Below are 22,316 nucleotides of genomic sequence, written 5' to 3'. Positions count from 1 at the left end.
CGCGCGGGCGCGCCGTCCGGGAGTAACTTGTTGCCCGTGACAACCGTCAGCGCCTGGCAGCGGCACGCCGAGGCGGTCGACCGGCTGCGGGACTCCTACGCCGCCATCCCCTCCGGGGCGCCCGTCCGGCTGGCCAAGCAGACCTCCAACCTGTTCCGGCCGCGCTCCGAGCCGATCGGCCCGGGCCTCGACGTCAGCGGCCTGACCGGGGTCATCGAGGTCGACCCGATCGCGCGCACCGCCGAGGTGCAGGGCATGTGCACCTACGAGGACCTCGTGGACGCGACCCTGCCCCACGGGCTGGTCCCCTACGTCGTCCCGCAGCTGCGCACGATCACCCTCGGCGGCGCGGTCACCGGCCTGGGCATCGAGTCGACCAGCTTCCGCAACGGGCTGCCGCACGAGTCGGTGCTGGAGATGGACGTCTTCACCGGCGCCGGTGAGGTCGTCACCACCCGCCCCGGGGACGACCTGTTCGACACCTTCCCGAACTCCTACGGCTCGCTCGGGTACGCCACCCGGCTGCGGATCAGCCTCGAGCGGGTGCCGTCGTACGTCGCGTTGCGCCACGTGCGGGTCGAGCCGTTCCTGCTCGCCAAGACCATCGAGTCGATCGTCGCGACCGGCGAGCACGACGGCGTCCGCGTCGACGGGCTGGACGGCACTGCCTTCGCCCCGGACGAGGTCCACCTGACGCTGGCGACCTGGCAGGAGGAGCCGGGCCCGACCAGCGACTACACCGGGCAGGACATCTACTACCGCAGCATCCGCGAGCGGCCCACCGACCTGCTGACGACCTATGACTACCTGTGGCGCTGGGACACCGACTGGTTCTGGTGCTCCGGCGCGTTCGGCGCCCAGCACCCCCTCGCGCGCCGGGTCTGGCCGCGCCGCTGGCGCCGCTCGGACGTCTACCACCGGCTCGTGGCGCTCGAGCGCCGCTACGGCGTCGTCGACCGGCTCGACCGCCGGGCCGGCCGGCCACAGCGCGAGCGGGTGATCCAGGACGTCGAGGTGCCGGTGGACCGGCTCACGGAGTTCCTCACCTGGTTCGACGAGGCGGTGGGGATGCGGCCGGTGTGGCTGTGCCCCCTGGTCGCGAAGGCCGACTGGCCGACGTACCCGCTCGAGCCGGGCGCGACGTACGTCAACGTCGGGTTCTGGGGCACCGTCCCCGTCGGCCCCGAGGCACCCGAGGGCCCGCGCAACCGGGCCATCGAGGAGAAGGTCCACGAGCTGGGCGGGCACAAGTCGCTCTACTCCGAGGCGTTCTACGACCGCGCGACCTTCGACCGGCTCTACGCCGGCGAGCACCTCGCTGCCGTCAAGCAGGCGTTCGACCCCGACGACAGGCTGACCAGCCTCTACGACAAGGTGGTGAGGAGACGATGACCTCGATCTCGATCGGCGACGCGGTGGCGTCGCTGCTGCGCGACGGGATGCCGGTGCGCTTCGAGGCCTACGACGGGTCGTCGGCCGGGCCGGCCGACGCCGAGATCCGCCTGGAGCTGACCGACCCGCGCGGGCTGGCCTACATCATGACCGCGCCGGGCGACCTCGGCATGGTCCGGGCCTACGTCTCGGGGGACCTGCGGCTGCACGGGGTGCACCCCGGCGACCCGTACGAGGCGATGAAGCTGCTGATGGACCACCTGCGCTTCCGCAAGCCGAGCGCCGCCGAGGCGGTCCGGCTCGTGCGGGGCCTCGGGCTGACCCACCTCAAGCCGCCGCCGACCCCGCCGCAGGAGCACCTGCCGCGCTGGCGCCGCGTGGTCGAGGGCGTGCGCCACTCCCTGGCCCGCGACGCGGAGGCGATCAGCCACCACTACGACGTCTCCAACACCTTCTACCGCCACGTCCTCGGGCCCTCGATGGCCTACACCTGCGCGGTCTTCCCGACGACCGACGCCTCGCTGGAGGAGGCCCAGGCCGAGAAGTTCGACCTGGTCGCCCGCAAGCTCGACCTGCGGCCCGGCCAGCGGCTGCTCGACGTCGGCTGCGGCTGGGGCGGGATGGTCATCCACGCCGCCAAGGAGTACGGCGTCCGGACGCTCGGCGTCACGCTCTCGCGCGAGCAGGCGTCCTGGGCCAAGGAGGCCATCGACGAGGCCGGCGTCGGGGACCTGGCCGAGGTGCGGCACTCCGACTACCGCGACGTGCTGGAGACCGGGTTCGACGCGATCAGCTCGATCGGGCTGACCGAGCACATCGGGGTGCGCAACTACCCGGCGTACTTCGGCTTCCTGCGCGACCACCTCAAGCCCGAGGGCCGGCTGCTCAACCACTGCATCACCCGCCCGCACAACCGGCCGTCGAGCACCGGCGCGTTCATCGACCGCTACGTCTTCCCCGACGGGGAGCTGACCGGCTCCGGCGTGATCATCACCGCCGCCCAGGACGTCGGGCTGGAGGTCATGCACGAGGAGAACCTGCGCCGGCACTACGCGATGACGCTGCGCGAGTGGTGCCACAACCTGGTGGAGAGCTGGGACGCGTGCGTCGCCGAGGTCGGCGAGGGAACCGCGCGCGTGTGGGGGCTCTACATGGCCGGCTCGCGGCTCGCCTTCGAGCGCAACGGCATCCAGCTCCACCAGGTGCTGGCGGTCAACACCACCGCGGACGGGTCCGACGGATTCCCGCTGCGTCCGACGTGGTGACTAGCCTGACCCGGTGAGCACCCGGGCCCAGCAGCACTCCGCCGAGGTCGTCGGCCGGACCCAGGTCTCCGACCACCTCGTGCGGCTCGTGCTCGGCGGGCCCGGGCTCGCCGGCTTCACCTCGACCGGCATCCCCGACGAGTGGGTCGGTCTGGTGGTCCCCGGCCAGTTCCAGAGCCGGTACTACACCGTGCGCTCCTGGGACGGGGCCGAGCTGACCCTCGACGTCGTCGTCCACGACGTCGGCCTGGTCACCGAGTGGGCCCGGCGCGACGTCGTGGGGGAGACGGTCACCGTGACCGAGGCGAAGGGCTCCTTCGCGATGCCCGAGGGCGCGGCCTGGCTGCTGCTGGTCGGCGACCTGACCGCGCTGCCGGCCATGGCGCGCATCCGCGAGACCGTCGACGCGCCGACCCGCGTGTGGGCCGAGGTGCCCGCCGACGAGGACCTGGCCGGCTACCTCCCCGCCGGCACCGACGTCACCTGGCTGGCCCAGCCCGGCGACGGCGAGAGCAGGCTGGCCGCCGCGGTCGAGTCGATCGAGTGGCCCGAGGGCGAGGGCTACTTCTGGATGGCGGGGGAGTCCGCGCAGATGCGCGCGGTGCGCAAGCACCTCATGCACGTGCGGCGCCTGCCGAGCACGGCGTACGACGTCATGGGCTACTGGCGTGCCCACGCCCGCCGGCAGCCGCGGGCCGTCGACCCCGGCCCGGTGTGGCGCGCGGGCAAGGCGGCCGGCAAGAGCGACGAGCAGATCTGGGCCGACTACGACTCGGCGGCCTCCGAACCCGAAGCAGACAGGTAAGGCCTGACATGAGCGAGTCCACCACCCCGAGCCCCGAGAGCACCGAGAGCACCGAGAGCACCGAGAGCACCGAGCGCCCCGCGCACCGGAGCGGCTTCGCCTCGTTCGTCGGCCGGCCCAACGCCGGCAAGTCGACGCTGACCAACGCGCTGGTCGGCGCGAAGGTCGTCATCACCAGCTCCAAGCCGCAGACCACGCGGACCGTCGTGCGCGGCATCGTGCACCGGCCCGACGCCCAGCTCGTGCTGGTCGACACCCCCGGCCTGCACCGGCCCCGGACCCTCCTCGGCGAGCGGCTCAACGACCTGGTCAAGACGACCCTGGCCGAGGTCGACGTGGTCGCCGCGTGCTTCCCGGCGAACGAGAAGGTCGGCCCCGGCGACCGGTTCATCGTCAAGGAGATGGCCAAGGTCAAGCGCACCACCAAGGTCGCCATCGCCACCAAGACCGACCTCGCCACCCCCGAGCAGGTCGGCCAGCACCTGCTCGACATCGCCGCGCTCGGCGCCGAGACCGGCGTGGAGTGGGCCGAGATCGTCCCGGTCTCCGCGACGGCCGGCGACCAGGTCGGGCTCCTCGCCGACCTGCTCATCGGGCTGCTCCCGGAGGGCCCGCAGCTCTACCCCGACGGCGACCTCAGCGACGCCCCGGAGGAGATCCTGGTCGCCGAGCTCATCCGCGAGGCGGCGCTCGAGGACGTGCGCGACGAGCTGCCGCACTCGATCGCGGTGGTCGTGGAGGAGATGAACCTGCGCGAGGACCGCCCCGAGGACAAGCCGCTGCTCGACATCCACGCCAACGTCTACGTCGAGCGCGACTCCCAGAAGGGCATCATCATCGGCCACAAGGGCAGCCGGCTGCGCAAGATCGGCACCGACTCCCGCAAGCAGATCGAGGCGCTGCTCGGCACGCCGGTCTACCTCGACCTGCACGTGAAGATCGCCAAGGACTGGCAGCGCGACCCCCGCCAGCTGCGCAAGCTCGGGTTCTAGTCCGGGGCCCAGCAGCGGCCGAAGGTCATCCCGGTCGACCACTGCTGCTTGGTGGGCCACTCATAGCCCCACGTGAAGCTGAGCGGGTCCTCCGCGGCGGCGCGCCCGGCGTCCTCGCAGGGCCCCTGGCCGGCGGCGCGGGCCGCCTGGGGGCCGGGGTACTTCCCGCCGCCGAGGTCGACGACCGAGACCGCGCGCCAGGTGTGCCGCGCCGAGCACGGCACCCGCCGGAAGTCGGGGGAGTCGGGGCCGGCCGTGCCGCACATCGCCCACCGGGCCGCGGCCGCCGGCCGGTCGAGCACGCCGGCGAGGCGGCCGGTCAGCGGGGCGAGCCGCTCGGGGCCGGCGAGCGCGACGACGTCGCAGCGGTACCAGTCGGCCCCCTCGTCGGACTCCTCGACGGTCGGGGTGAACCACACCGACCGCAGCATGCTCAGCCGCAGCGCCGCGCGGTCGCCGCCGAGGAACGTCTGCAGCCGCCGCGGGCACTCGGCGGCGACCTGCTGCTGGACCCGCTCGGAGTCGACGGCCAGGAGGTGGCCGCCGACGACGGCGTCGAGCCGGCCGACGGCGTACGTCTGCGAGGTGTGCCGCGACCGGCACCGCACCGGGGCGGTGTCGGTCGTCGGGGCGACGGCCTCCTCGAAGCTCATCCGGTAGCAGGCGCGGTCTTCCGGCTCGCGGGGCGCGGCCGCCGACGGGGCGGGCGCCTCGGTGTCGGGGGAGGCGGCGTCGGGGGAGGCGGAGGTCGAGGACCCGGAGGCCGGAGCGTCGGGCTCCTCCTCGGAGGAGGACGTGCAACCGGCCAGCAGCAGCGCCGCCAGCAGGGGCGCGGCCAGGGCGGTGCCGCGGCGCATCAGTCCGGGGTCCGCGCCCAGCACACCGAGCGGCGGTTGCCCGCCTCCCACTCGGCCTCGTGGAACCAGGTGTAGCCGAAGTCGTACTCGACGGGGTAGCCCAGCCAGGCGCCGACGGAGTCGGAGCAGAAGTCGCGGGTGGTGACCTCGGCGACGCGGTCGCCGGGGTACTCGTCGGACTTGTCGCCGAGCTTGATGGTGGTCACCGCGCGCCAGTCGTGCGGCTGGGAGCAGGGCACCTTCTCGCCCTCGGCGACCGACGGGCCGAGCGCGCAGACCATCCACCGGTCCTGCGGGCGCCCGAGGAGCAGGCCCTCGGCGGTCTCCGGCAGCGCGACGTACTCCTCGGACTGCTCGCCGCCGCCGACCACGTCGCAGCGGTACCAGCGGGCGCCGTCCTCCCAGGCCTTCTCCGAGGGACGGAACCAGGCCCAGCTGACGATCGTGCGCATGACCAGGCTCTCGTCGGCGCCGAGCAGCTCCTGGAACCGCTGGGAGCAGGTCTCGTAGGCGAACGCCCCGAGCTCCTCGTCGTCGTACGACGCGTCGTGCAGCTCCTCGGGCAGGTCGCCGACGGCGTAGGTCTGGGCGGTGTGCCGCTCGGTGCAGTCGACCGTGCGGGTGGCGTTCGAGGCACGAGCGACGTCCTCGGGCGTCAGCACCCGGCAGGCGCCGAGCTCGGGCACCTCCACGGCGTCGACCTGTCCGGGGTCGGCGTCGCCGCCCTGGTCGGCGCCGCAGCCGGCCAGGACGGCCACCACGAGGACCAACGAGGAGAGCAGGCGCACGGTCCGGATGGTACCTGCCGACGGCGCCGGACCGGGCGTGGCCGAATCCCCGGAGCCGGCCTCGGGCGGGCGCCCTGCGCCTGTGAGGATTGCGCTCGCCCACCCAGGGTGACGACGGTCGGTAATTGGGCACAGGGGAGCCATGAGCGAGCAGCACCAACGAAGGGACGGCATGGACGGAGGGTCCTACGACGACGGCATCGGCCGCACGTCGTTCTTCGACCAGGCGCCGGGCCTGCTCGCCCTCTTCGAGGGCCCTGACCTGCGCCTGGCCGAGCTCAACCGCGCCGGCCGCGACCTGCTGGGCGAGGACGCCGTCGCGGCGCTGCGCTCCGGCGCGGTGACCGGCCCGGTGGCCGAGCTCCTGGCCCTGGTCAGGGAGGTCGGCCGGACCGGCGCCGACCGCACCGGCCAGTGGGGCTCGGACGGCCGTGGCCGCCTGAGCATCGCGCTCGCCCCGTGGCACGGCCCGGACGGCACGCCCCGCGGCGTGGTGGCGCAGGCGCTGCCGAGCCGCGGCGCCGAGACCGCCGCGCCGCCCGCCCCGGCCGCCACCGTGCCGTCGCCCGCCGCCGCCCCCGGCGCCACGGACCAGACCCTGGTCGCCCTCCAGGACGCCCTGCTGCCCGGCGGCGTGCCGATCCCGCGCGGGGTGCGCGTGGCCGCGCGCTACCTCCTCGCCGACGAGGGCGTGGTGGCCGGCGGTGACTGGTTCGACGCGGTCACGCTCGAGGACGGCCGCCTGGTCCTCGCCGTCGGCGACGTCGTCGGTCACGGCGTCCGCGCCTCGGTCGCGATGGGCGAGCTGCGTGCGCTCTTCGAGGAGCGCGCCCGCCTCGACGGCGACATCGAGGCCGCCCTCGAGCTCCTCGACTCCCGGGCCCGGCGGGTCCCGCCCGCGCGCGCCGCGACCGTCTGCGCCGCCGTGCTGGACCCCCGCACCGGTGAGCTCGTCTACTGCACCGCGGGCCACCCGCCGCCGATGGTGGTCAACCCCGCCGGCGAGACCACCTTCCTGCCGGCCTCGGGCGCCGGGCCGCTGGCCTCCGGGCTGCCCTTCGAGCTCGCCGAGCACCAGCTCGAGGAGGGCGACGTGCTGGTGATGTACAGCGACGGCATCGTCGAGCGCCCCGGCCGCACCGTCGCCCAGTGCACCGTCGACCTCTCCGAGGTGGTCCGCGAGGCCGTCCTCGCCGGGCCCGACCTCGAGCGGATCGAGGAGCGGCTGCCCGAGCGGATCTGCCGCGAGTCGATCGAGCGGCTGGCCGGCTCGACCGGCGTCGCGGACGACATCACCGTCCTCGCCGCCGAGCTCGTCGAGCCGATGCCCGACCTCGAGCTCAGCTACCCCGCGATGCCCGACACCCCGCGCGTGGTGCGCGTCGAGCTCGCCGAGTGGCTCGACGAGCTCCAGGTCGGCCCGCTCGACGAGGTCGCGCTGCAGCACGCCGTCGGCGAGGTGGTCACCAACGCCTGCGAGCACGCCTACTCCGCCGCCACCCGCCGTTCCGAGGCGGTCGTCGAGGTCACCGCCCACCTCGACGACGAGGGGGTCGTCGAGGTCACCGTCCGCGACACCGGCTCCTGGCGCGCCCCCGGCGCGCCCGGCACCCGCGGCCGCGGCCTGGCCATGGCCCGCGGCTTCACCGACGAGTTCGAGCTCCACCACGGCGAGGAGGGCACGACCGCCCGCCTCCGGCTGCGGCCCACGCGGTCGGTCGGCATGCTCACCGCCTCCGGGGCGGACGCCTCCAGCCGCGCGCCGCTGACCATCGAGGAGCGCCCCGGGCTGCTGCTGCTCGGCGGCACCGTCGACCACCGGGGGACCGACGAGCTGCGCCGCCGCATCGCGCACGCGTCGTACGGCGGCACCTCGGACCTGGTCATCGACATGAGCGCGGTGACCCTGCTGGCCAGCGCCGGCGTGCAGGTGCTCTACGAGGCGATGGCCCCGGCCAACGGGTTCGGCCTCGGCGTCGTGCACCTCGTCGCGCCGCTCGGCTCCCCGGCCCAGCACGTGCTGGAGATGGTCCGGCTCCCGTACGCGACGAGCTGACCCGCCCGACCCCGGCACCTGGACGCGAACGACACCGGCCCCCGACGATCGCGTCGGGGGCCGGTGTCGTCGTGGACGTGCGGATCAGCGGTGCGTCCCCGCACCGCGGTCGTCGTCGTAGAAGTCACGGCTGCCGGACTTCGCCAGGCCGCGGCTGACCAGGTAGCCGATCGTCAGCAGGGTGACGTAGAACCACGCCTCCTGGGCGCCGAAGTCCGAGGCGTCCACGATCGCCGAGGCGAGGAGGACGCCGACGACGGCGGCGAGGTAGGCGATCAGCTCGGTGGTCTTGAACGACGCCTTGGTCTCGGTGCTGATGCGGCGCGGGGCCGCGTAGTCCCGGTCGGTGGTGGGCGTGCTGGTGTGCGTGGCCATGTGGCTCCTTCTGGTGGGCCGCGGGGCGTCCGTGGGACGGCCCGGCGGCGTGCGGGGACTCGCTCGTGACGAGCGCACACCTCCCTTGCCCGGGCCTCGGAACGGGCGACCACCCCCAGACGGGTGAACAGGTGTGTGGGAATCGGCAGGGGGGCGGCGAGCGGTCAGTCGGCGAGGAGCGCGGCGATCGTCCCGCCGAGCTCGTACGCCGCCTCCCGCTCGGGCTCGCCGACGTCGCCGACCACCTCGAGCACCTCCGCGGCCTGGCGCCAGGGGAGCGCGCCGACGATCGAGAGGACCGAGCGCACGGCGCCGGTCGTGTCGTAGCGACCGTGCACCCACAGCCCGAACGGCCGCCGCTCGCCGGAGCCGGCCCCCGCGCTGCCGTCGTCAGCGAGCGCGCCCCCGGCCTGGAGGAAGATCGAGTCGAAGAAGTGCTTCAGTGCCCCGGACATGTAGCCGAAGTTCGCCGGCGTCCCGAGCAGGAAGCCGTCGGCGGCGAGCACGTCCTCGGCCGTCGCCTCGAGGGCCGGCCGGACGACCACCTCGACGCCCTCGATCGCGTCGTCGCGGGCGCCGGCGAGCGCCGCGTCGGCCAGGACGCCGACGGTCGGGGTGGGGACGTGGTGGACGACGAGCAGTCGGGGCATGCTCCGAGGGTAGGAACCCCGCGGTCGGCGGCGACGGGGGTGGGTTAGAGTGGCGGGGTCATGATGCGTCAGCACCTCCTCCTTCGCTGCCGCAGCGAGGTCTGAGCCCAGCCGGACCCCTCGCTGCGGAGTGCTCGCGCGGCCGGCGCCCACCTGGGCACACCCGCCCACCCAGCAGACAGCCGAGGAACCCCATGACCAAGCACGACGCCCAGCCGCACGTCCCGGCCCGGCAGCAGAACCCGCAGCAGCCCAGCGGCATGCCGTTCGAGCGCTACGTCCCGTTCATCCCGGTCCGTCTCGAGGACCGCACCTGGCCGAGCGCGGAGATGACCCAGGCGCCGCGCTGGTGCGCGGTCGACCTGCGCGACGGCAACCAGGCGCTCATCGACCCGATGTCGCCGGCGCGGAAGAAGAAGATGTTCCAGCTCCTGGTCGACATGGGCTACAAGGAGATCGAGGTCGGGTTCCCGGCCGCGAGCCAGACCGACTTCGACTTCGTGCGCATGCTCATCGAGGACGACCTGATCCCCGACGACGTCGTCATCCAGGTGCTGACCCAGGCCCGCGAGGAGCTGATCGAGCGCACCTATGAGTCGCTGCGCGGCGCCAAGCAGGCGATCGTCCACCTCTACAACTCCACCAGCACGCTGCAGCGGCGCGTGGTGTTCGGGCTGGACATGGACGGCATCGAGGACATCGCGGTCCGGGGCGCGCGGATCTGCCGCAAGTTCGAGGAGCGGATCCCGGAGACGACCGTCTTCTACGAGTACTCCCCGGAGTCCTACACCGGCACCGAGCTGGAGTTCGCGGCCCGCGTCTGCAACTCCGTGCTGGAGGTCTTCGAGCCGACGGCCGAGCGCCCGGTCATCATCAACCTGCCCGCCACCGTCGAGATGGCGACCCCGAACGTGTACGCCGACTCCATCGAGTGGATGAGCCGGAACCTCAACCACCGCGAGCACGTCGTGCTGTCCCTGCACCCGCACAACGACCGCGGCACCGCGGTCGCCGCGGCCGAGCTGGGCTACCTGGCCGGCGCGGACCGGATCGAGGGCTGCCTGTTCGGCAACGGCGAGCGCACCGGCAACGTCTGCCTGGTCACGCTGGGGCTGAACCTGTTCACCCAGGGCATCGACCCCGAGATCGACTTCTCCGACATCGACGAGGTCCGGCGCACGGTCGAGTACTGCAACCAGCTGCCCGTCGCCGAGCGCCACCCCTACGGCGGCGACCTGGTCTACACCGCGTTCTCGGGCTCCCACCAGGACGCGATCAAGAAGGGCTTCGAGGCCCTCGAGCGCGACGCGGCCGCCGCCGGCGTACCTGTCTCCGAGCACGAGTGGGCCGTGCCGTACCTGCCGATCGACCCGCAGGACGTCGGCCGCAGCTACGAGGCCGTGATCCGGGTCAACAGCCAGTCCGGCAAGGGCGGCGTCGCCTACGTCCTCAAGGTCGAGCACAAGCTGGACCTGCCGCGCCGCGCGCAGATCGAGTTCAGCCGGGTCGTCCAGCAGCACACCGACGCCGAGGGCGGCGAGGTCGTCCCGGACGAGATCTGGGCGATGTTCCGCGCCGAGTACCTCGACCGCGAGGCGCCGCTGAAGCTGAACTCCGTGCACACCTCCTCGGCCGCGGGCGAGAAGGACCAGCTGACCGTCAACGTGTACGTCGACGGCGAGCTGCGCACGCTCGAGGGCTCCGGCAACGGCCCGATCGCGGCGTTCGTCGACGCGATCAACAGCCTCGAGGTCGCCGCCGAGCGCGGCTGGGACATCGGGGTGCTCGACTACGCCGAGCACGCGCTGTCGGCCGGCGGCGACGCCTACGCCGCGGCGTACGTCGAGTGCGCGGTCGGCGACCAGGTCCTCTGGGGCGTCGGCGTCGACCCGAACATCGTCACCGCCTCGCTCAAGGCCGTCACCAGCGCCGTCAACCGCGCCTGACCGGCGCGGACGTCAGGCGATCGGGTCACCGCGCGATCGTCCTGCACTACTGTGCCCCGCATGCTGGTTTCCGAGCGGATCGGGCAGTTCTTCGTGGAGGGCGACAGCGGCCGCGACCGCCTGGAGTTCACCGAGTACGGCGCCGGGGACGCGTGGGTGGTGCTGGTCCACGGCCAGTTCATGGGCCGCCGCATGCACGCGCCGCTGGCCCGCCGGCTGGCCGCCGAGGGGCTGCACGTCGTCACCCTCGACCTGCTCGGGCACGGCCGGTCCGACCGGCCGGCGGACCCGCTGGTCTACTCGGTGGCCGCGTTCGCCGAGCAGGTGCTCGCGCTGCTCGACCACCTCGGCGCCGCCCAGGCGATCGTCGGCGGCACCTCGATCGGCGCCAACGTCGCGCTCGAGACCGCGGTGCTGGCCCCCGAGCGGGTGCGCGGGCTGATCTGCGAGATGCCGGTCCTCGACAACGCGGTCGAGGCGGGGATCCTGACCTTCGCCCCGGTGCTCCTGGCCGCGCGGTTCCTGCCCTTCACCGTCACCGCCGCCCGGCGGCTGACCCGACCGGTGCCCCGCGGGATCGTCCCGTTCTGGGCCGGGATCGCGCTGGACTCCTTCGACCAGCGGGCCGACGCGCTCGCGGCGATGGTGCACGGGCTGCTCTTCGGCCGGCTCGCGCCGTCCTCGAAGGACCGCCGCCGGATCACGGTGCCCGCGCTGGTGGTCGGCCACCCGGCTGACCCGGTCCACCCCGCGGCCGACGCGGCGATGCTGGCCGAGGAGCTGCCCCGCTCCACCTTTGTCCAGGCCCGCTCGATCCTCGAGTGGCGGGTCGCGCCCGAGCGCCTCGACCGCGCGGCGGTCGGCTTCGCGCTCGGCTGCTGGCGCACGACGGGGCGGCGGCGACGTACCGGCGCCTGAGTCGCGCACAATGGAGGGGTGCCTCTCTACCGCGACGAGGCGATCGTGCTCCGCACCCACAAGCTGGGGGAGGCCGACCGCATCATCACCCTGCTGACCCGCCACCACGGCCGGGTCCGCGCGGTCGCCAAGGGGGTGCGACGGACCACCTCGCGGTTCGGGTCGCGGCTCGAGCCGTTCACCCACGTGGACCTGCAGCTGGCCGAAGGGCGCAACCTCGACACGATCACCCAGGCCGAGACGCTGACGCCGTTCCAGTCCGAGATCGCGCTCGACTACGACCGCTACACCGCCGGCACGGTGATGCTCGAGACCGCCGAGCGGCTGGCCGCGGAGGAGCGCGAGCCCTCGCTCCAGCAGTTCCTGCTGCTCGTCGGCGGGCTGCGCGCGATGGCGTCCGGGCAGCGCACGCCCAGCCAGGTGCTCGACTCCTACCTGCTGCGCTCGCTCGCCGTCGCCGGCTACGCGCCGTCGTTCGAGCACTGCGCGCGCTGCGGGCTGGAGGGGCCGCACCGCTGGTTCAACTCCTCGATGGGCGGGGTGCTCTGCGCGACCTGCCGGGTGCCGGGGTCGGCCGCGCCCGCCGCCGAGACGCTCGTGCTCCTCGGCGCGCTGCTCGCGGGGGACTGGCCCACGGTCGAGGCGGCCGAGCCGCGGCACCTCAAGGAGGCGAGCGGGCTCGTGGCGGCGTACCTGCACTGGCACCTGGAGCGCGCCCTGCGCTCCATCGAGTACGTCGAGCGCTGAGCGCCCCTCTAGGCTCGCCGCCGTGAACCGCGCCGTCCGCCCGCCCACGCCGCACCCCTCGGGTGCCCGGCCCCCGGAGCTGCCCGCCGAGCTCGTCCCGCGCCACGTCGCGGTCGTCATGGACGGCAACGGCCGGTGGGCCAAGGAGCGCGGGCTGCCGCGCACCAAGGGGCACGAGGAGGGCGAGTCCTCGCTCTTCGACGTCGTCGAGGGCGCGATAGAGATCGGCGTGAAGGCGATCTCCGCCTATGCGTTCTCGACCGAGAACTGGTCGCGCAGCCCCGAGGAGGTGCGCTTCCTCATGGGCTTCAACCGCGACGTCATCCGGCGCCGCCGCGACGAGATGCACGAGCTCGGCGTGCGGGTGCGCTGGGCCGGCCGCGCGCCGCGGCTGTGGAAGTCGGTCATCCGCGAGCTGCAGGTCGCCGAGGAGCTGACCCGCGACAACGACGTGCTGACGCTGACGATGTGCGTCAACTACGGCGGGCGCGCCGAGCTCGCCGACACCGCGCGGCGCATCGCCGAGGAGGTCGCCGCCGGCCGGCTGGACCCGCGCAAGGTGGACGAGCGCACCTTCGCCAAGCACCTCTACGTCCCCGAGCAGTCCGACGCCGACCTGGTCTGGCGCACGTCGGGGGAGCAGCGGCTCTCGAACTTCATGCTCTGGCAGGCCGCCTACGCCGAGCTGGTCTACTCCGACGTGCTGTGGCCCGACGTCGACCGGCGGCACCTGTGGGCGGCGGTCGAGGAGTACGCGCGCCGTGACCGGAGGTACGGCGGAGCGCGCTGACCTGCACGAGTCGCCTCCAAAGTCCCACCGAGAGCGCTCGGCGGCCCCACACTGGCCGGGTGCCTGACGTTGGGGGGAGCGGGCGGTCGTGGGCGACCGCGCTGCGTGGCGTGCTGCTCGCCTCCACCGCCGACCCTCGGGCGATCCAGGCCGGCTTCACGCTGCTCGCCTGCGTGGACGCGGTGCTGCGGTACGCCGGCGGCGTCCGCCCCGGGGTCTCCCCGCCGACCGTCGCGGTGCTCCTCGTGCTCGTCCTGTTCTGCGCCACCGTCCTCGCCCGCGGGCGGCTGCCCGTCGCCGCCGTCGGGGCGCTCCTGGTCGCCGACATCGGGGTGGTCGGGCTGGCCCGGCTCGAGCCGAACGGTGGCGCCGGCCTGCTCGCCGTCGTGCCCGCGCTCTGGCTGGGCCGGCTGCACGGTCGCCGCGGCGCGCTCGTGGCCGCCGTCGCCACGCTCGCGCTCGTGACCGTGCCCGGCCTGCTCTACGCCGGCGTCGAGGGGATGAACCTGACCCGCTCGGTGATCATCCCGGTCATCACGACCATCGCCGCCCTGGCCGTCGCCGGCGGCATGGAGCAGGTCGAGCACCAGCGCCGCGTCTCCGAGGCCACCCTCGACACCGTCGACGTGGGCCTGGTGCTGCTCGACGAGGCCGGGTCGTACGTCGCGATCAACCGCCGGCACGCCGACTTCATGACCCTGGCCTACCCCGACGGGCACGCGGGCCGCGCCGGCCAGCCGGGCCTGGTGTACGACGCGGACCGGGTGACGCCGCTGCCGCAGGAGTCGATGCCGACGTACCGCGCGGCGCGTGGGGAGGAGTTCGACGACTGCCGGATCTGGGTCGGCGACGACCCGTTGACCCAGCGCGCGCTCTCGGTCTCCGCACGGTCGGTGCGTGACGAGGCCGGCCGGTTCACCGGGGCGGCGCTGGCCTACAAGGACGTCACCGAGCTGATGCGCGCGATGGAGGTCAAGGACGAGTTCGTCGCCTCGGTCTCCCACGAGCTGCGTACGCCGCTGACCTCGATCGTCGGGTACGTGCAGATGCTGCGCGAGGACGACGCCGTGGCGCCGCGGGCCGCCCGGCAGCTCGAGGTCGTCGACCGCAACGCCAACCGGCTGATGCGGCTGATCACCGACCTGCTCGACACCGCCCAGATCGAGGCGGGGCCCGTCGGGATGAGCCGCTCGCCCGGTGACCTGGCCGCCCTGGTGCGCGACTGCGCCGACGCGGTCCGGCCCTCCTACCGCGCCGCCGGGATCGGGCTGGAGGTCACCGCCCCCGACACGCTGCCGGCGCTGCTCGACCGCCCGCGCATCGAGCAGGTCGTCGACAACCTGCTGACGAACGCCATGAAGTACAGCGCGACCGGGAGCGTCGTCCGGGTGGGCCTCGCCCTCGCCGACGGCCGCGTCGAGCTGACCGTCGCCGACCAGGGCATCGGCATCTCGGCCGCCGACCGGGACCGGCTCTTCACCCGGTTCTTCCGGTCGCGCGAGGCCGAGGAGCGCTCGATCCAGGGCGTCGGCCTCGGCCTCAGCATCACCCGGGGGATCGTCGAGGCCCACGGCGGCCGGATCGAGGTCGACAGCGAGCTCGGCATCGGCAGCACCTTCCGCGTCCGGCTCCCCGTCACCGGCTGAGCCTGCTGGCCCGTCTACCCGCTGGTCGGGGCGTCCATCCGCTGGTCGAGCAGCGAGCCCTGGCGGCCACCCGCTGGTCGAGCAGCGAGCCCTGGCGGCACCCGTTGGTCGAGCAGCGAGCCCTGGCGGCCACCCGCTGGTCGAGCAGCGAGCCCTGGCGGCCACCCGCTGGTCGAGCAGCGAGCCCTGGCGAGCGTGTCGAGGCCCGGTGAGGTGCCTACCGCCTGTGCTCCCTCGGGGTCCGCGGCGATGGCTGAGGCGCGTCCGTGGGTGGCCGGTGGTGCGGTGTAGAAGGACTTTGAGAAGGACGTGGTTGCGCGCCGTCGTGGTCGAGGCACCTGGGCGCGGCTGCTTCTCGGCTCGCGGTGGGCGGGGGCCGACCGTTGTGGTTGCGGTGGTCGAGGGATCTGACTGCGGGGAGGGTCTGGCTGGTCGGTCTATGTCCGCCGATGGAAGGCGACCCGCCCGTCGGGGAGGTGGGTGGTCTCGAAGGCGGGGTCGTGGATGCGGGCGTGGTGCCTCGGGCAGAGGTTCCGGGCGTTGGCGAGATCCGTCTTGCCGCCGTGGGACCAGGGCTGGTCGTGGTGGGCGTGGCACAGGTGCGCGGGCCAGTCGCACCCCTCGGCGGTGCAGGTCGGTTGCGTCAGGTTGATCCCGCGTCGCTGGGCGCCGGAGAACAGTCGGGTCTTGCGGCCCAGGTCGAGGAGTTCTGACTTCGAGCCGAGGACCGCGGGGATCAGCCCCGCTTCGCAGGCGAGTCGGCGGGCGGTGGCGGCGGAGATGACGCCGCCGTCGTCGAGCACCCCAGGTGCGAGCCCACCCGTCAGCGAGTCGAGATGCATCGTGACCACGACGGTCGCGTTCAGTCCGCCGACCTTCGGGAGCTGGTCGGCGGGAAGTCGTTCGAGGAGCTCGCAGAACGCATCCCCCATCCGTTCCGGTGATGGCCGCCGCTCGACCTGCTCGACCGCGTCGGGGTCTTCGGTGCGGGTAGCGGTCTGGTGCTTGGGTGCGGCGTACGCGAGCAGGGTCTTGTGGAGCATCGCGGCGTGGAGCTCGGGGATGGAGAACTTCCCTCGCACCGAGCCCTTGCCGTCCGGGCACATGGTCAGCCACGCACCCGCGCGGGCTTCACGCTCCTCGCGTTCGAGGGCGGCGGCGTCGCGTGCTTCCCCGATCTCGGGGGCGACCACGGTGAGGACGTGCTTGGCGAGGACCGCGAGCGTCTTGGGGTCGAGGTGCTGAGCCTCGTGCAGGAGGTGCTGCTCGGCGCGCGCCGGGACGGTCGGGTCCTCCAGGTCGTCGGGGAGCCGGTCGACACACGAGGTGATGACGCGGGCGTGGTCGACCGAGATCGCGCCCTCGACCAGCGCGGCCGAGGTCGGCTCGTGCCGGTCCAAGGACTCCGCGAGCTGGGCCCGGCCCTTGGCCACCCGCCGCTCCTGCCTGGTCCGATGGGCCCACCACGAGGCGGTGTCGGTCGCGCCGGCCCGTTCGCCGGCGTGGCGCCGGTCGGCCTCGGCGACCAGGCGGAGTGCGAGGGCGTCGGCCTGCGCACGGAGCTTCTCGGCCTCCAGGAGGGTCGCTTCGACGTCCTCGTCCGACATCGACCACAGCTCCGCGGTCGCCGCCTGACGGGTCTTGCGGCGGGACTTCGCGACAGCCCGGCACACGGTGTGTGCGTGGTGTCTCGAGTCCTTGGCCATGGGTCTACTCAAGCACTCACCACCGACAGTCAAAGCACTGTTTCCCCAGGTCAGACCGCATGTCGAGACGCGGATTCGCCCAGTTTCCACTCCGTCTCGTCGGCCGCGAATGGCAGGCCCCAACGTAGGTTCACCGGCCCGCGGCGTGGTCGGCGGATGTTTCATCAAGGTATGTAGCCGAAGCATCACTTCCCCGTGCGAGCTCACCGAGGGGAGTGACGGTTGGCCTGCATACCTTGATGAACCGACCGCCCCGAGCGTGACGCGAGCGAGCGAGGCCGCACGCCGCACGCCGTACGCCGGATCAGCGGCAGGCGGGGCAGGTGCCGAAGATCTCGAGGGTGTGGCTGACGTCGGAGAAGCCGTGCTCGCCGGCGATGCTCTGGGTCCAGCGCTCGACAGCGGGCCCCTCGACCTCGACCGTCGCGCCGCAGGAGCGGCAGACGAGGTGGTGGTGGTGGGTGCCCGAGCAGCGGCGGTAGACGGCCTCGCCGTCCTCGGTGCGCAGCAGGTCGACCTCGCCGGCGTCGGCGAGGCGCTGGAGGGTGCGGTAGACGGTGGCCAGGCCGACCGGCTCCCCGCGGCGGCCGAGGAGGTCGTGGATCTCCTGGGCGGAGCGGAAGTCATCGACGGAGGCGAGGGCCTCGGCCACCGCGAGCCGCTGCCGCGTCGGGCGGAGCGGGGTCTGCTCGATCATGTCTGCTCCGTCCCTCAGTGCTCGTCGTAGTGCTGGCCGTGGGGGGCGTGCCGGTGCCCATCGTGCACGTAGTCGACGTGGTCGTCGTGGGGAACCGCGAGGTGCCCGCAGGCCGGGCCGTGGTGGTGGTCGTCGTGGTCGGTGGCCGGGACGGGGGCGACCGCGCCGGCGGGGAACGGCTCGCGCAGCCGGGCGCGGTGCCGCAGCCACGCGCCCACCGGCCAGGTCGCCACGAAGCAGGCCAGGGCGAGCAGCACGATGGTCGGGCCGGGGGCGACGGAGGCGTCGTGGCGCACCGAGATGTACGCCGCGAGCAGCAGCCCACCGACGGCCGCACCGGCGCCCACGACGACCGCGCCGATGATCGTCGCCCGGAAGGACCGCGCCAGCTGCTGGGAGGCCGCGACGGGCACGATCATCATCGCCGAGACCAGCAGCAGCCCGACGGTGCGCATCGCGATGGTGACGGTGACCGCGGCGAGGACGGCGACGAGCAGGTTGTAGGCCCGCACGTTGAGCCCGGCGACGCGCGCGAAGTCCTGGTCCTGCGCGACGGTGAACAGCTGGGGGAGCAGCCCGACGCCGACGAGCAGGATCACCGCGGCGAGCCCGAGGGTGAACCAGATGTCGGAGACCGAGATCGAGGTGATCGAGCCGAAGAGGTACTGGTTGAGCCGTGCGGCCGACTGGTCGGCCAGGCCGGTGATCATCACGCCGCCGGCGAGGCCGCCGTAGAAGAGCAGCGCGAGCGCCAGGTCCCCGCTGGTGCTGCCGCGCTCGCGGATGACCTCGATCGCCACCGCGCCCAGCACGGCGACGACCACGGCGGTCCAGGTGGGGGCGACGCCGGTGAGCAGGCCGAGGGCGACACCGGTGACGGCGACGTGGCCGAGGCCGTCGCCGAGCAGGGCGAGCCGCCGCTGGACGAGGTAGGTGCCGATGACCGGCGCGGCGAGCCCGGTGACGAACGCCGCGATCAGCGCCCGCTGCATGAACGGGTGACCCAGGAGGTCGATCACCAGGACACCTCCTCGTCGGGTCGGTCGAGCGGCGCGACCATGCCGGGGTGGTGGTCGGTACGCCGGGGGCTGGGGTGGTGGTGGCCGTGCGCGTCGTCGACCTGGAGCGGCGCGCCGTCGTACACGATCCGTCCGTCGCGGAGCACGACCGTGCGGTCGACGAGCGGCTCGAGCGGGCCGAGCTCGTGGGTGACCAGGACGACGGTGCTGCCGCCGCGGGACAGGGCGCCGAGGGCGTCGGCGAGCGCCTGCTGGTTCGGCAGGTCGACACCGGCGGTGGGCTCGTCGAGGAAGAACAGGTCCGGCTCCCCGGCGAGCGCGCGGGCGATGAGCACCCGCTGCTGCTGCCCGCCGGACAGCGTGGCGACGCTGTCGCGGGCCCGGTCGGCGAGCCCGACCAGCTCGAGCGCGGAGGCGACCGCGGCCTTGTCGGCCCGCCCGGCGGGCCGCAGCAGCCGGCGGCGGGTCAGCCGCCCGGAGGCGACGACCTCGGCGACCGAGGCCGGCACGCCGCTGGCCGCGCTCGAGCGCTGCGGGACGAAGCCGAGCCGGTGCCAGTCGCGGAAGGACTCGAAGGGCGTGCCGAAGAGCCGCAGCGAGCCGTGCGTGAGCGGTCGGAGGCCGACCAGTGCGCGCACGAGCGTCGACTTGCCCGAGCCGTTGGGGCCCAGCAGCGTCACGAACTCACCCGCGTGCACGCTCAGGTCGATGTGGCGCAGGATCGGACGGCCCGCGATCGCGACCGCGCCGTCGCGCAGCTCGACGACCGGCTCGGAGGCACCCGGGGAGGAGGTGCTCAACAGCCGTTCGCCTCCTGCAGGGCAGCGAGGTTCGCACGCATGAGCGAAAGGTAGTCCTCGTCCGCGGTCTCGTCGGTCAGCCCCTCGGCGGTGTCCAGCACCGCGGTGCGCACCCCGGCGTCGTCGGCGAGAACCTCGGCGGTCTTGGGGCTCGCCAGCGACTCGGAGAAGACCGTGGTGACGCCGTCCTCGCGGATCAGCTCCTGGAGCTCGGCCAGCGCGGCCGGGCTCGGCTCGGCGTCGGGGGAGATGCCGGCGATGGCGTGCATGTCCAGCCCGTACTTCTCCAGGTAGCCGAAGGCGTCGTGGCTGGTGACCACGGTGTTCCGCGCGCAGTCGGCCAGCCCGGCGGCGTACTCCTCGTCGAGCGCCTCGAGGTCCGCGCGCAGGTCCGCGGCGTTGGCGCGGAACGTCTCGGCCTCCTCCGGATCGATCTCGGCGAGCCGCTCGGCCACCGCGTCGCCGAGGTCGGCCATCCGCACCGGGTCCTGCCAGAAGTGCGGGTCGAGGTCGCCGTGGTCGTGTCCCTCGTGGTCGTGGTCGTGGTCGGCGTGGTCGCCTCCGGCGTGCTCGTCCCCGCCCTCGTCCGCGTGGTCGTGCTCGTCCTCGAAGGGGAGCAGGTCGACCACGGACGCGGCGTCGAGCACCTCGCCGCCGGCGTTCTCCTCGGCGGCGGCGTCGACCGCCGGCTGGAGGGAGTCGAGGTAGAGCAGCAGCGCCGCGTCGCTGACCTCCGCGGTCTCGCTCAGGCCGAGCTCGAGGTCGTGCGGCTCGCTGCCGGGGGAGGTGAGGTTCTCGACCTCGAAGGCGTCGCCCGCGACCCGCTCGGCGACGTAGGCCAGCGGGTAGAGCCCGGCCACGATCGTGCGCGAGCCCTCCGCGGAGCCGCCCGACTCCTCCTCGCCGGTCAACGCGGCGCAGCCACTCAGGGCGAGGGCGGCGACGGCGCAGACGGCGGGGGCGGTGCGACGACGCAGACGGCGGGAACTCATGAGAATGATTCTCAGTTCGATTGAGAATGGTTGTCAAATCGTATCTCGGGGGTCCTGGCTCACTAGGCTCGCCCCCGTGCTGGTGGTCAACAGGTTCCGCGTGCCCGAGGACGACGGCGAGAGGTTCCGCGCCGACCTGGAGCGGGCGCACGCGGCGCTCGCCGCGCGGCCGGGGTACGTCGCCGGCCGGATCGGCCGCAACGTCGACGACCCGACCCTGTGGGTGCTCACCACCACCTGGGCGAACATCGGCGCCTACCGCCGCGCGCTGTCGTCGTACGAGGTGAAGATGGACGCCGTGCCGGTGCTCAGCCGCGCCCTCGACGAGCCGAGCGCCTACGAGCCGGTGGACCCGGGGGCCGTGCTCAACACCGGGGTGCCACGCTCGCTAGGCTGACCGTTCGCTCGACCGAGCCATCCGATCCATCCGAGACACCCTGCACCAGCAGTTCCCCTGAGAGGTTCACCCCGTGGCCAAGCCGCCCGCAACGACCGTCGACCACGTCGTCTCCCTCGCCAAGCGGCGAGGTTTCGTCTACCCGTGCGGCGAGATCTACGGCGGCACGCGCTCCGCGTGGGACTACGGCCCGCTCGGCGTGGAGCTGAAGGAGAACATCAAGCGCCAGTGGTGGAAGTCGATGGTCACCATGCGCGAGGACGTCGTGGGCCTCGACTCCAGCATCATCCTGCCGCGGCAGGTCTGGGAGGCCAGCGGCCACGTCGACACCTTCAACGACCCGCTGACCGAGTGCCAGTCCTGCCACAAGCGCTTCCGCTACGACCACCTCCAGGAGGCGTACGCGGAGAAGAAGGGCATCGAGGACCCCGACACCGTCGACCTCAAGGAGGTCGCCTGCACCAACTGCGGCACCCGCGGCGCGTGGACCGAGCCCCGCCAGTTCTCCGGGATGCTCAAGACCTACCTCGGCGTCACCGAGGACGAGACCGGCCTGCACTACCTGCGCCCCGAGACCGCGCAGGGCATCTTCGTGAACTTCGCCAACGTGGTGACCTCCAGCCGCCAGAAGCCCCCGTTCGGCATCGCCCAGATCGGCAAGAGCTTCCGCAACGAGATCACCCCGGGCAACTTCATCTTCCGCACCCGCGAGTTCGAGCAGATGGAGATGGAGTTCTTCGTCAAGCCGGGCGAGGACGAGGAGTGGCACCAGTACTGGATCGACCAGCGCACGCAGTGGTACACCGACCTCGGGATCAACCCCGACAACCTGCGCCACTACGAGCACGCCAATGAGAAGCTCAGCCACTACTCCAAGCGCACCGTGGACATCGAGTACCGCTTCGGCTTCACCGGCTCGGAGTGGGGTGAGCTCGAGGGCATCGCGAACCGCACCGACTTCGACCTCTCCACCCACGCCCAGCACTCCGGCCAGGACCTCTCCTACTTCGACCAGGCCAACAACGAGCGCTACACGCCCTACGTCATCGAGCCGGCAGCCGGCCTCTCGCGCAGCCTGATGACCTTCCTCGTCGACGCCTACACCGAGGACGAGGCGCCCAACACCAAGGGCGGCGTCGACAAGCGCACCGTGCTGCGCCTCGACCCGCGGCTGGCCCCGGTCAAGGTCGCGGTGCTGCCGCTGAGCCGCAACGCCGACCTCTCCCCGAAGGCCAAGGACCTGGCCATGGAGCTGCGCACCGCGGGCTGGAACGTCGACTTCGACGACTCCGGCGCCATCGGCCGCCGCTACCGCCGCCAGGACGAGATCGGTACGCCGTACTGCGTCACCGTCGACTTCGACACCCTCGAGGACCAGGCCGTCACGGTCCGCTCCCGCGACACCATGGAGCAGGAGCGCGTCGGCCTGGACCAGGTCACGGGTTGGTTCGCGCAGCGATTCGTCGGGTGCTGACCAG

The 22,316-nt window shown here is 73.1% G+C and carries 21 protein-coding genes; 12 read left to right on the top strand and 9 right to left on the bottom strand.

Annotated features, from left to right (window positions below; translation table 11 throughout):
- The first annotated feature begins 36 nt into the window (after window positions 1-36).
- The 4 genes from HPC71_RS14400 to era are packed head-to-tail and all read left to right on the top strand — an operon-like array spanning window position 37 to window position 4,454.
- Window positions 37-1,392: an FAD-binding oxidoreductase gene (locus HPC71_RS14400; protein ID WP_171896836.1), complete on the top strand. Its 1,356-nt coding sequence runs from the start codon at window positions 37-39 to the stop codon at window positions 1,390-1,392.
- The gene (locus HPC71_RS14395) at window positions 1,389-2,657 is read left to right on the top strand and encodes a class I SAM-dependent methyltransferase (RefSeq protein ID WP_154616989.1); all 1,269 of its coding nucleotides are present in this window, start codon (window positions 1,389-1,391) and stop codon (window positions 2,655-2,657) included. Before HPC71_RS14400 ends, HPC71_RS14395 begins: the two co-directional genes overlap by 4 nt.
- A gap of 13 nt (window positions 2,658-2,670) precedes the next feature.
- Window positions 2,671-3,462 carry a siderophore-interacting protein gene (locus tag HPC71_RS14390; protein ID WP_171896835.1) on the top strand — a complete coding sequence of 264 codons (792 nt, stop codon included), beginning with the start codon at window positions 2,671-2,673 and terminating at the stop codon, window positions 3,460-3,462.
- An 8-nt stretch (window positions 3,463-3,470) separates the two neighbouring features.
- The gene (era, locus tag HPC71_RS14385; RefSeq protein WP_154616987.1) at window positions 3,471-4,454 is read left to right on the top strand and encodes a GTPase Era; all 984 of its coding nucleotides are present in this window, start codon (window positions 3,471-3,473) and stop codon (window positions 4,452-4,454) included.
- On the opposite strand, the gene HPC71_RS14380 is transcribed toward era, so the two are convergent.
- Both HPC71_RS14380 and HPC71_RS14375 read right to left on the bottom strand, forming a co-directional pair.
- Window positions 4,451-5,311 (bottom strand): septum formation family protein, encoded by an 861-nt coding sequence (locus HPC71_RS14380; RefSeq protein WP_154616986.1) that lies wholly within the window; start codon window positions 5,309-5,311, stop codon window positions 4,451-4,453. The two genes, era and HPC71_RS14380, sit on opposite strands and share 4 nt — an antisense overlap.
- On the bottom strand, window positions 5,311-6,099 hold the full coding sequence (locus HPC71_RS14375) for a septum formation family protein (protein WP_253943720.1): 789 nt from the start codon (window positions 6,097-6,099) through the stop codon (window positions 5,311-5,313). The genes HPC71_RS14380 and HPC71_RS14375 overlap by 1 nt, the downstream gene beginning before the upstream one ends.
- Window positions 6,100-6,241: 142 nt before the next feature.
- On the opposite strand from HPC71_RS14375, the gene HPC71_RS14370 reads away from it, so the two are divergent.
- Window positions 6,242-8,155, top strand: coding sequence for a SpoIIE family protein phosphatase (locus tag HPC71_RS14370; protein WP_171896834.1), 1,914 nt, complete (start codon window positions 6,242-6,244; stop codon window positions 8,153-8,155).
- Between the two features lie 84 nt (window positions 8,156-8,239).
- Here HPC71_RS14370 and HPC71_RS14365 read toward each other — a convergent pair whose 3' ends face one another.
- Window positions 8,240-8,530: a hypothetical protein gene (locus HPC71_RS14365; protein ID WP_154616984.1), complete on the bottom strand. Its 291-nt coding sequence runs from the start codon at window positions 8,528-8,530 to the stop codon at window positions 8,240-8,242.
- Between the two features lie 164 nt (window positions 8,531-8,694).
- Complete coding sequence (locus HPC71_RS14360) at window positions 8,695-9,180, bottom strand: flavodoxin family protein (protein WP_154616983.1); 486 nt, start codon at window positions 9,178-9,180, stop codon at window positions 8,695-8,697.
- A gap of 194 nt (window positions 9,181-9,374) precedes the next feature.
- On the opposite strand from HPC71_RS14360, the gene leuA reads away from it, so the two are divergent.
- From leuA to HPC71_RS14335, 5 genes are read left to right on the top strand one after another with little or no spacing between them, the layout of a single operon-like run.
- Window positions 9,375-11,126 (top strand): 2-isopropylmalate synthase, encoded by a 1,752-nt coding sequence (gene leuA, locus HPC71_RS14355; RefSeq protein ID WP_154616982.1) that lies wholly within the window; start codon window positions 9,375-9,377, stop codon window positions 11,124-11,126.
- A gap of 60 nt (window positions 11,127-11,186) precedes the next feature.
- Entirely contained in the window at window positions 11,187-12,044 is an 858-nt protein-coding gene (locus HPC71_RS14350; protein ID WP_154616981.1) for an alpha/beta fold hydrolase, read from the top strand.
- Between the two features lie 18 nt (window positions 12,045-12,062).
- Window positions 12,063-12,791, top strand: coding sequence for a DNA repair protein RecO (gene recO, locus HPC71_RS14345; protein WP_171896833.1), 729 nt, complete (start codon window positions 12,063-12,065; stop codon window positions 12,789-12,791).
- A 22-nt stretch (window positions 12,792-12,813) separates the two neighbouring features.
- Complete coding sequence (locus tag HPC71_RS14340; RefSeq protein WP_171896832.1) at window positions 12,814-13,581, top strand: isoprenyl transferase; 768 nt, start codon at window positions 12,814-12,816, stop codon at window positions 13,579-13,581.
- A gap of 59 nt (window positions 13,582-13,640) precedes the next feature.
- Window positions 13,641-15,227 (top strand): sensor histidine kinase, encoded by a 1,587-nt coding sequence (locus tag HPC71_RS14335; RefSeq protein ID WP_154616980.1) that lies wholly within the window; start codon window positions 13,641-13,643, stop codon window positions 15,225-15,227.
- A gap of 437 nt (window positions 15,228-15,664) precedes the next feature.
- On the opposite strand, the gene HPC71_RS14330 is transcribed toward HPC71_RS14335, so the two are convergent.
- The 5 genes from HPC71_RS14330 to HPC71_RS14310 all read right to left on the bottom strand — a co-directional run bounded on the left by HPC71_RS14330 (window position 15,665) and on the right by HPC71_RS14310 (window position 20,441).
- Window positions 15,665-16,933 (bottom strand): HNH endonuclease signature motif containing protein, encoded by a 1,269-nt coding sequence (locus HPC71_RS14330; RefSeq protein ID WP_171896831.1) that lies wholly within the window; start codon window positions 16,931-16,933, stop codon window positions 15,665-15,667.
- 304 nt (window positions 16,934-17,237) lie between these two features.
- Window positions 17,238-17,630 (bottom strand): Fur family transcriptional regulator, encoded by a 393-nt coding sequence (locus HPC71_RS14325; protein ID WP_154616978.1) that lies wholly within the window; start codon window positions 17,628-17,630, stop codon window positions 17,238-17,240.
- Between the two features lie 14 nt (window positions 17,631-17,644).
- Complete coding sequence (locus tag HPC71_RS14320; RefSeq protein ID WP_257866257.1) at window positions 17,645-18,649, bottom strand: metal ABC transporter permease; 1,005 nt, start codon at window positions 18,647-18,649, stop codon at window positions 17,645-17,647.
- On the bottom strand, window positions 18,646-19,449 hold the full coding sequence (locus HPC71_RS14315) for a metal ABC transporter ATP-binding protein (protein WP_154616977.1): 804 nt from the start codon (window positions 19,447-19,449) through the stop codon (window positions 18,646-18,648). Before HPC71_RS14315 ends, HPC71_RS14320 begins: the two co-directional genes overlap by 4 nt.
- Window positions 19,446-20,441 carry a metal ABC transporter substrate-binding protein gene (locus tag HPC71_RS14310; protein WP_154616976.1) on the bottom strand — a complete coding sequence of 332 codons (996 nt, stop codon included), beginning with the start codon at window positions 20,439-20,441 and terminating at the stop codon, window positions 19,446-19,448. Before HPC71_RS14310 ends, HPC71_RS14315 begins: the two co-directional genes overlap by 4 nt.
- 76 nt (window positions 20,442-20,517) lie before the next feature.
- On the opposite strand from HPC71_RS14310, the gene HPC71_RS14305 reads away from it, so the two are divergent.
- Together HPC71_RS14305 and HPC71_RS14300 are read left to right on the top strand one after the other, a co-directional pair.
- Window positions 20,518-20,838: an antibiotic biosynthesis monooxygenase family protein gene (locus HPC71_RS14305; protein ID WP_171896830.1), complete on the top strand. Its 321-nt coding sequence runs from the start codon at window positions 20,518-20,520 to the stop codon at window positions 20,836-20,838.
- A 73-nt stretch (window positions 20,839-20,911) separates the two neighbouring features.
- A complete protein-coding gene (locus HPC71_RS14300) occupies window positions 20,912-22,312 on the top strand; it encodes a glycine--tRNA ligase (RefSeq protein WP_171896829.1) in 1,401 nt (466 codons plus the stop codon).
- The last annotated feature ends 4 nt before the right edge of the window (window positions 22,313-22,316 follow it).

Origin of the sequence: Nocardioides marmotae (assembly GCF_013177455.1) — a bacterium.
GTDB classification, from domain to species: Bacteria; Actinomycetota; Actinomycetes; order Propionibacteriales; family Nocardioidaceae; genus Nocardioides; species Nocardioides marmotae.
This window is presented reverse-complemented; position numbering and strand designations above follow the sequence as displayed.

Excerpts from the sequence above, each read along its gene's own strand:
- HPC71_RS14350 (WP_154616981.1), top strand. The coding sequence starts at position 11,187 with ATGCTGGTTTCCGAGCGGATCGGGCAGTTCTTCGTGGAGGGCGACAGC.
- HPC71_RS14365 (WP_154616984.1), bottom strand. The coding sequence starts at position 8,530 with ATGGCCACGCACACCAGCACGCCCACCACCGACCGGGACTACGCGGCC.
- HPC71_RS14370 (WP_171896834.1), top strand. The coding sequence starts at position 6,242 with ATGAGCGAGCAGCACCAACGAAGGGACGGCATGGACGGAGGGTCCTAC.
- HPC71_RS14380 (WP_154616986.1), bottom strand. The coding sequence starts at position 5,311 with ATGCGCCGCGGCACCGCCCTGGCCGCGCCCCTGCTGGCGGCGCTGCTG.
- era (WP_154616987.1), top strand. The coding sequence starts at position 3,471 with ATGAGCGAGTCCACCACCCCGAGCCCCGAGAGCACCGAGAGCACCGAG.
- HPC71_RS14360 (WP_154616983.1), bottom strand. The coding sequence starts at position 9,180 with ATGCCCCGACTGCTCGTCGTCCACCACGTCCCCACCCCGACCGTCGGC.
- HPC71_RS14330 (WP_171896831.1), bottom strand. The coding sequence starts at position 16,933 with ATGGCCAAGGACTCGAGACACCACGCACACACCGTGTGCCGGGCTGTC.
- HPC71_RS14395 (WP_154616989.1), top strand. The coding sequence starts at position 1,389 with ATGACCTCGATCTCGATCGGCGACGCGGTGGCGTCGCTGCTGCGCGAC.
- HPC71_RS14325 (WP_154616978.1), bottom strand. The coding sequence starts at position 17,630 with ATGATCGAGCAGACCCCGCTCCGCCCGACGCGGCAGCGGCTCGCGGTG.
- HPC71_RS14310 (WP_154616976.1), bottom strand. The coding sequence starts at position 20,441 with ATGAGTTCCCGCCGTCTGCGTCGTCGCACCGCCCCCGCCGTCTGCGCC.
- leuA (WP_154616982.1), top strand. The coding sequence starts at position 9,375 with ATGACCAAGCACGACGCCCAGCCGCACGTCCCGGCCCGGCAGCAGAAC.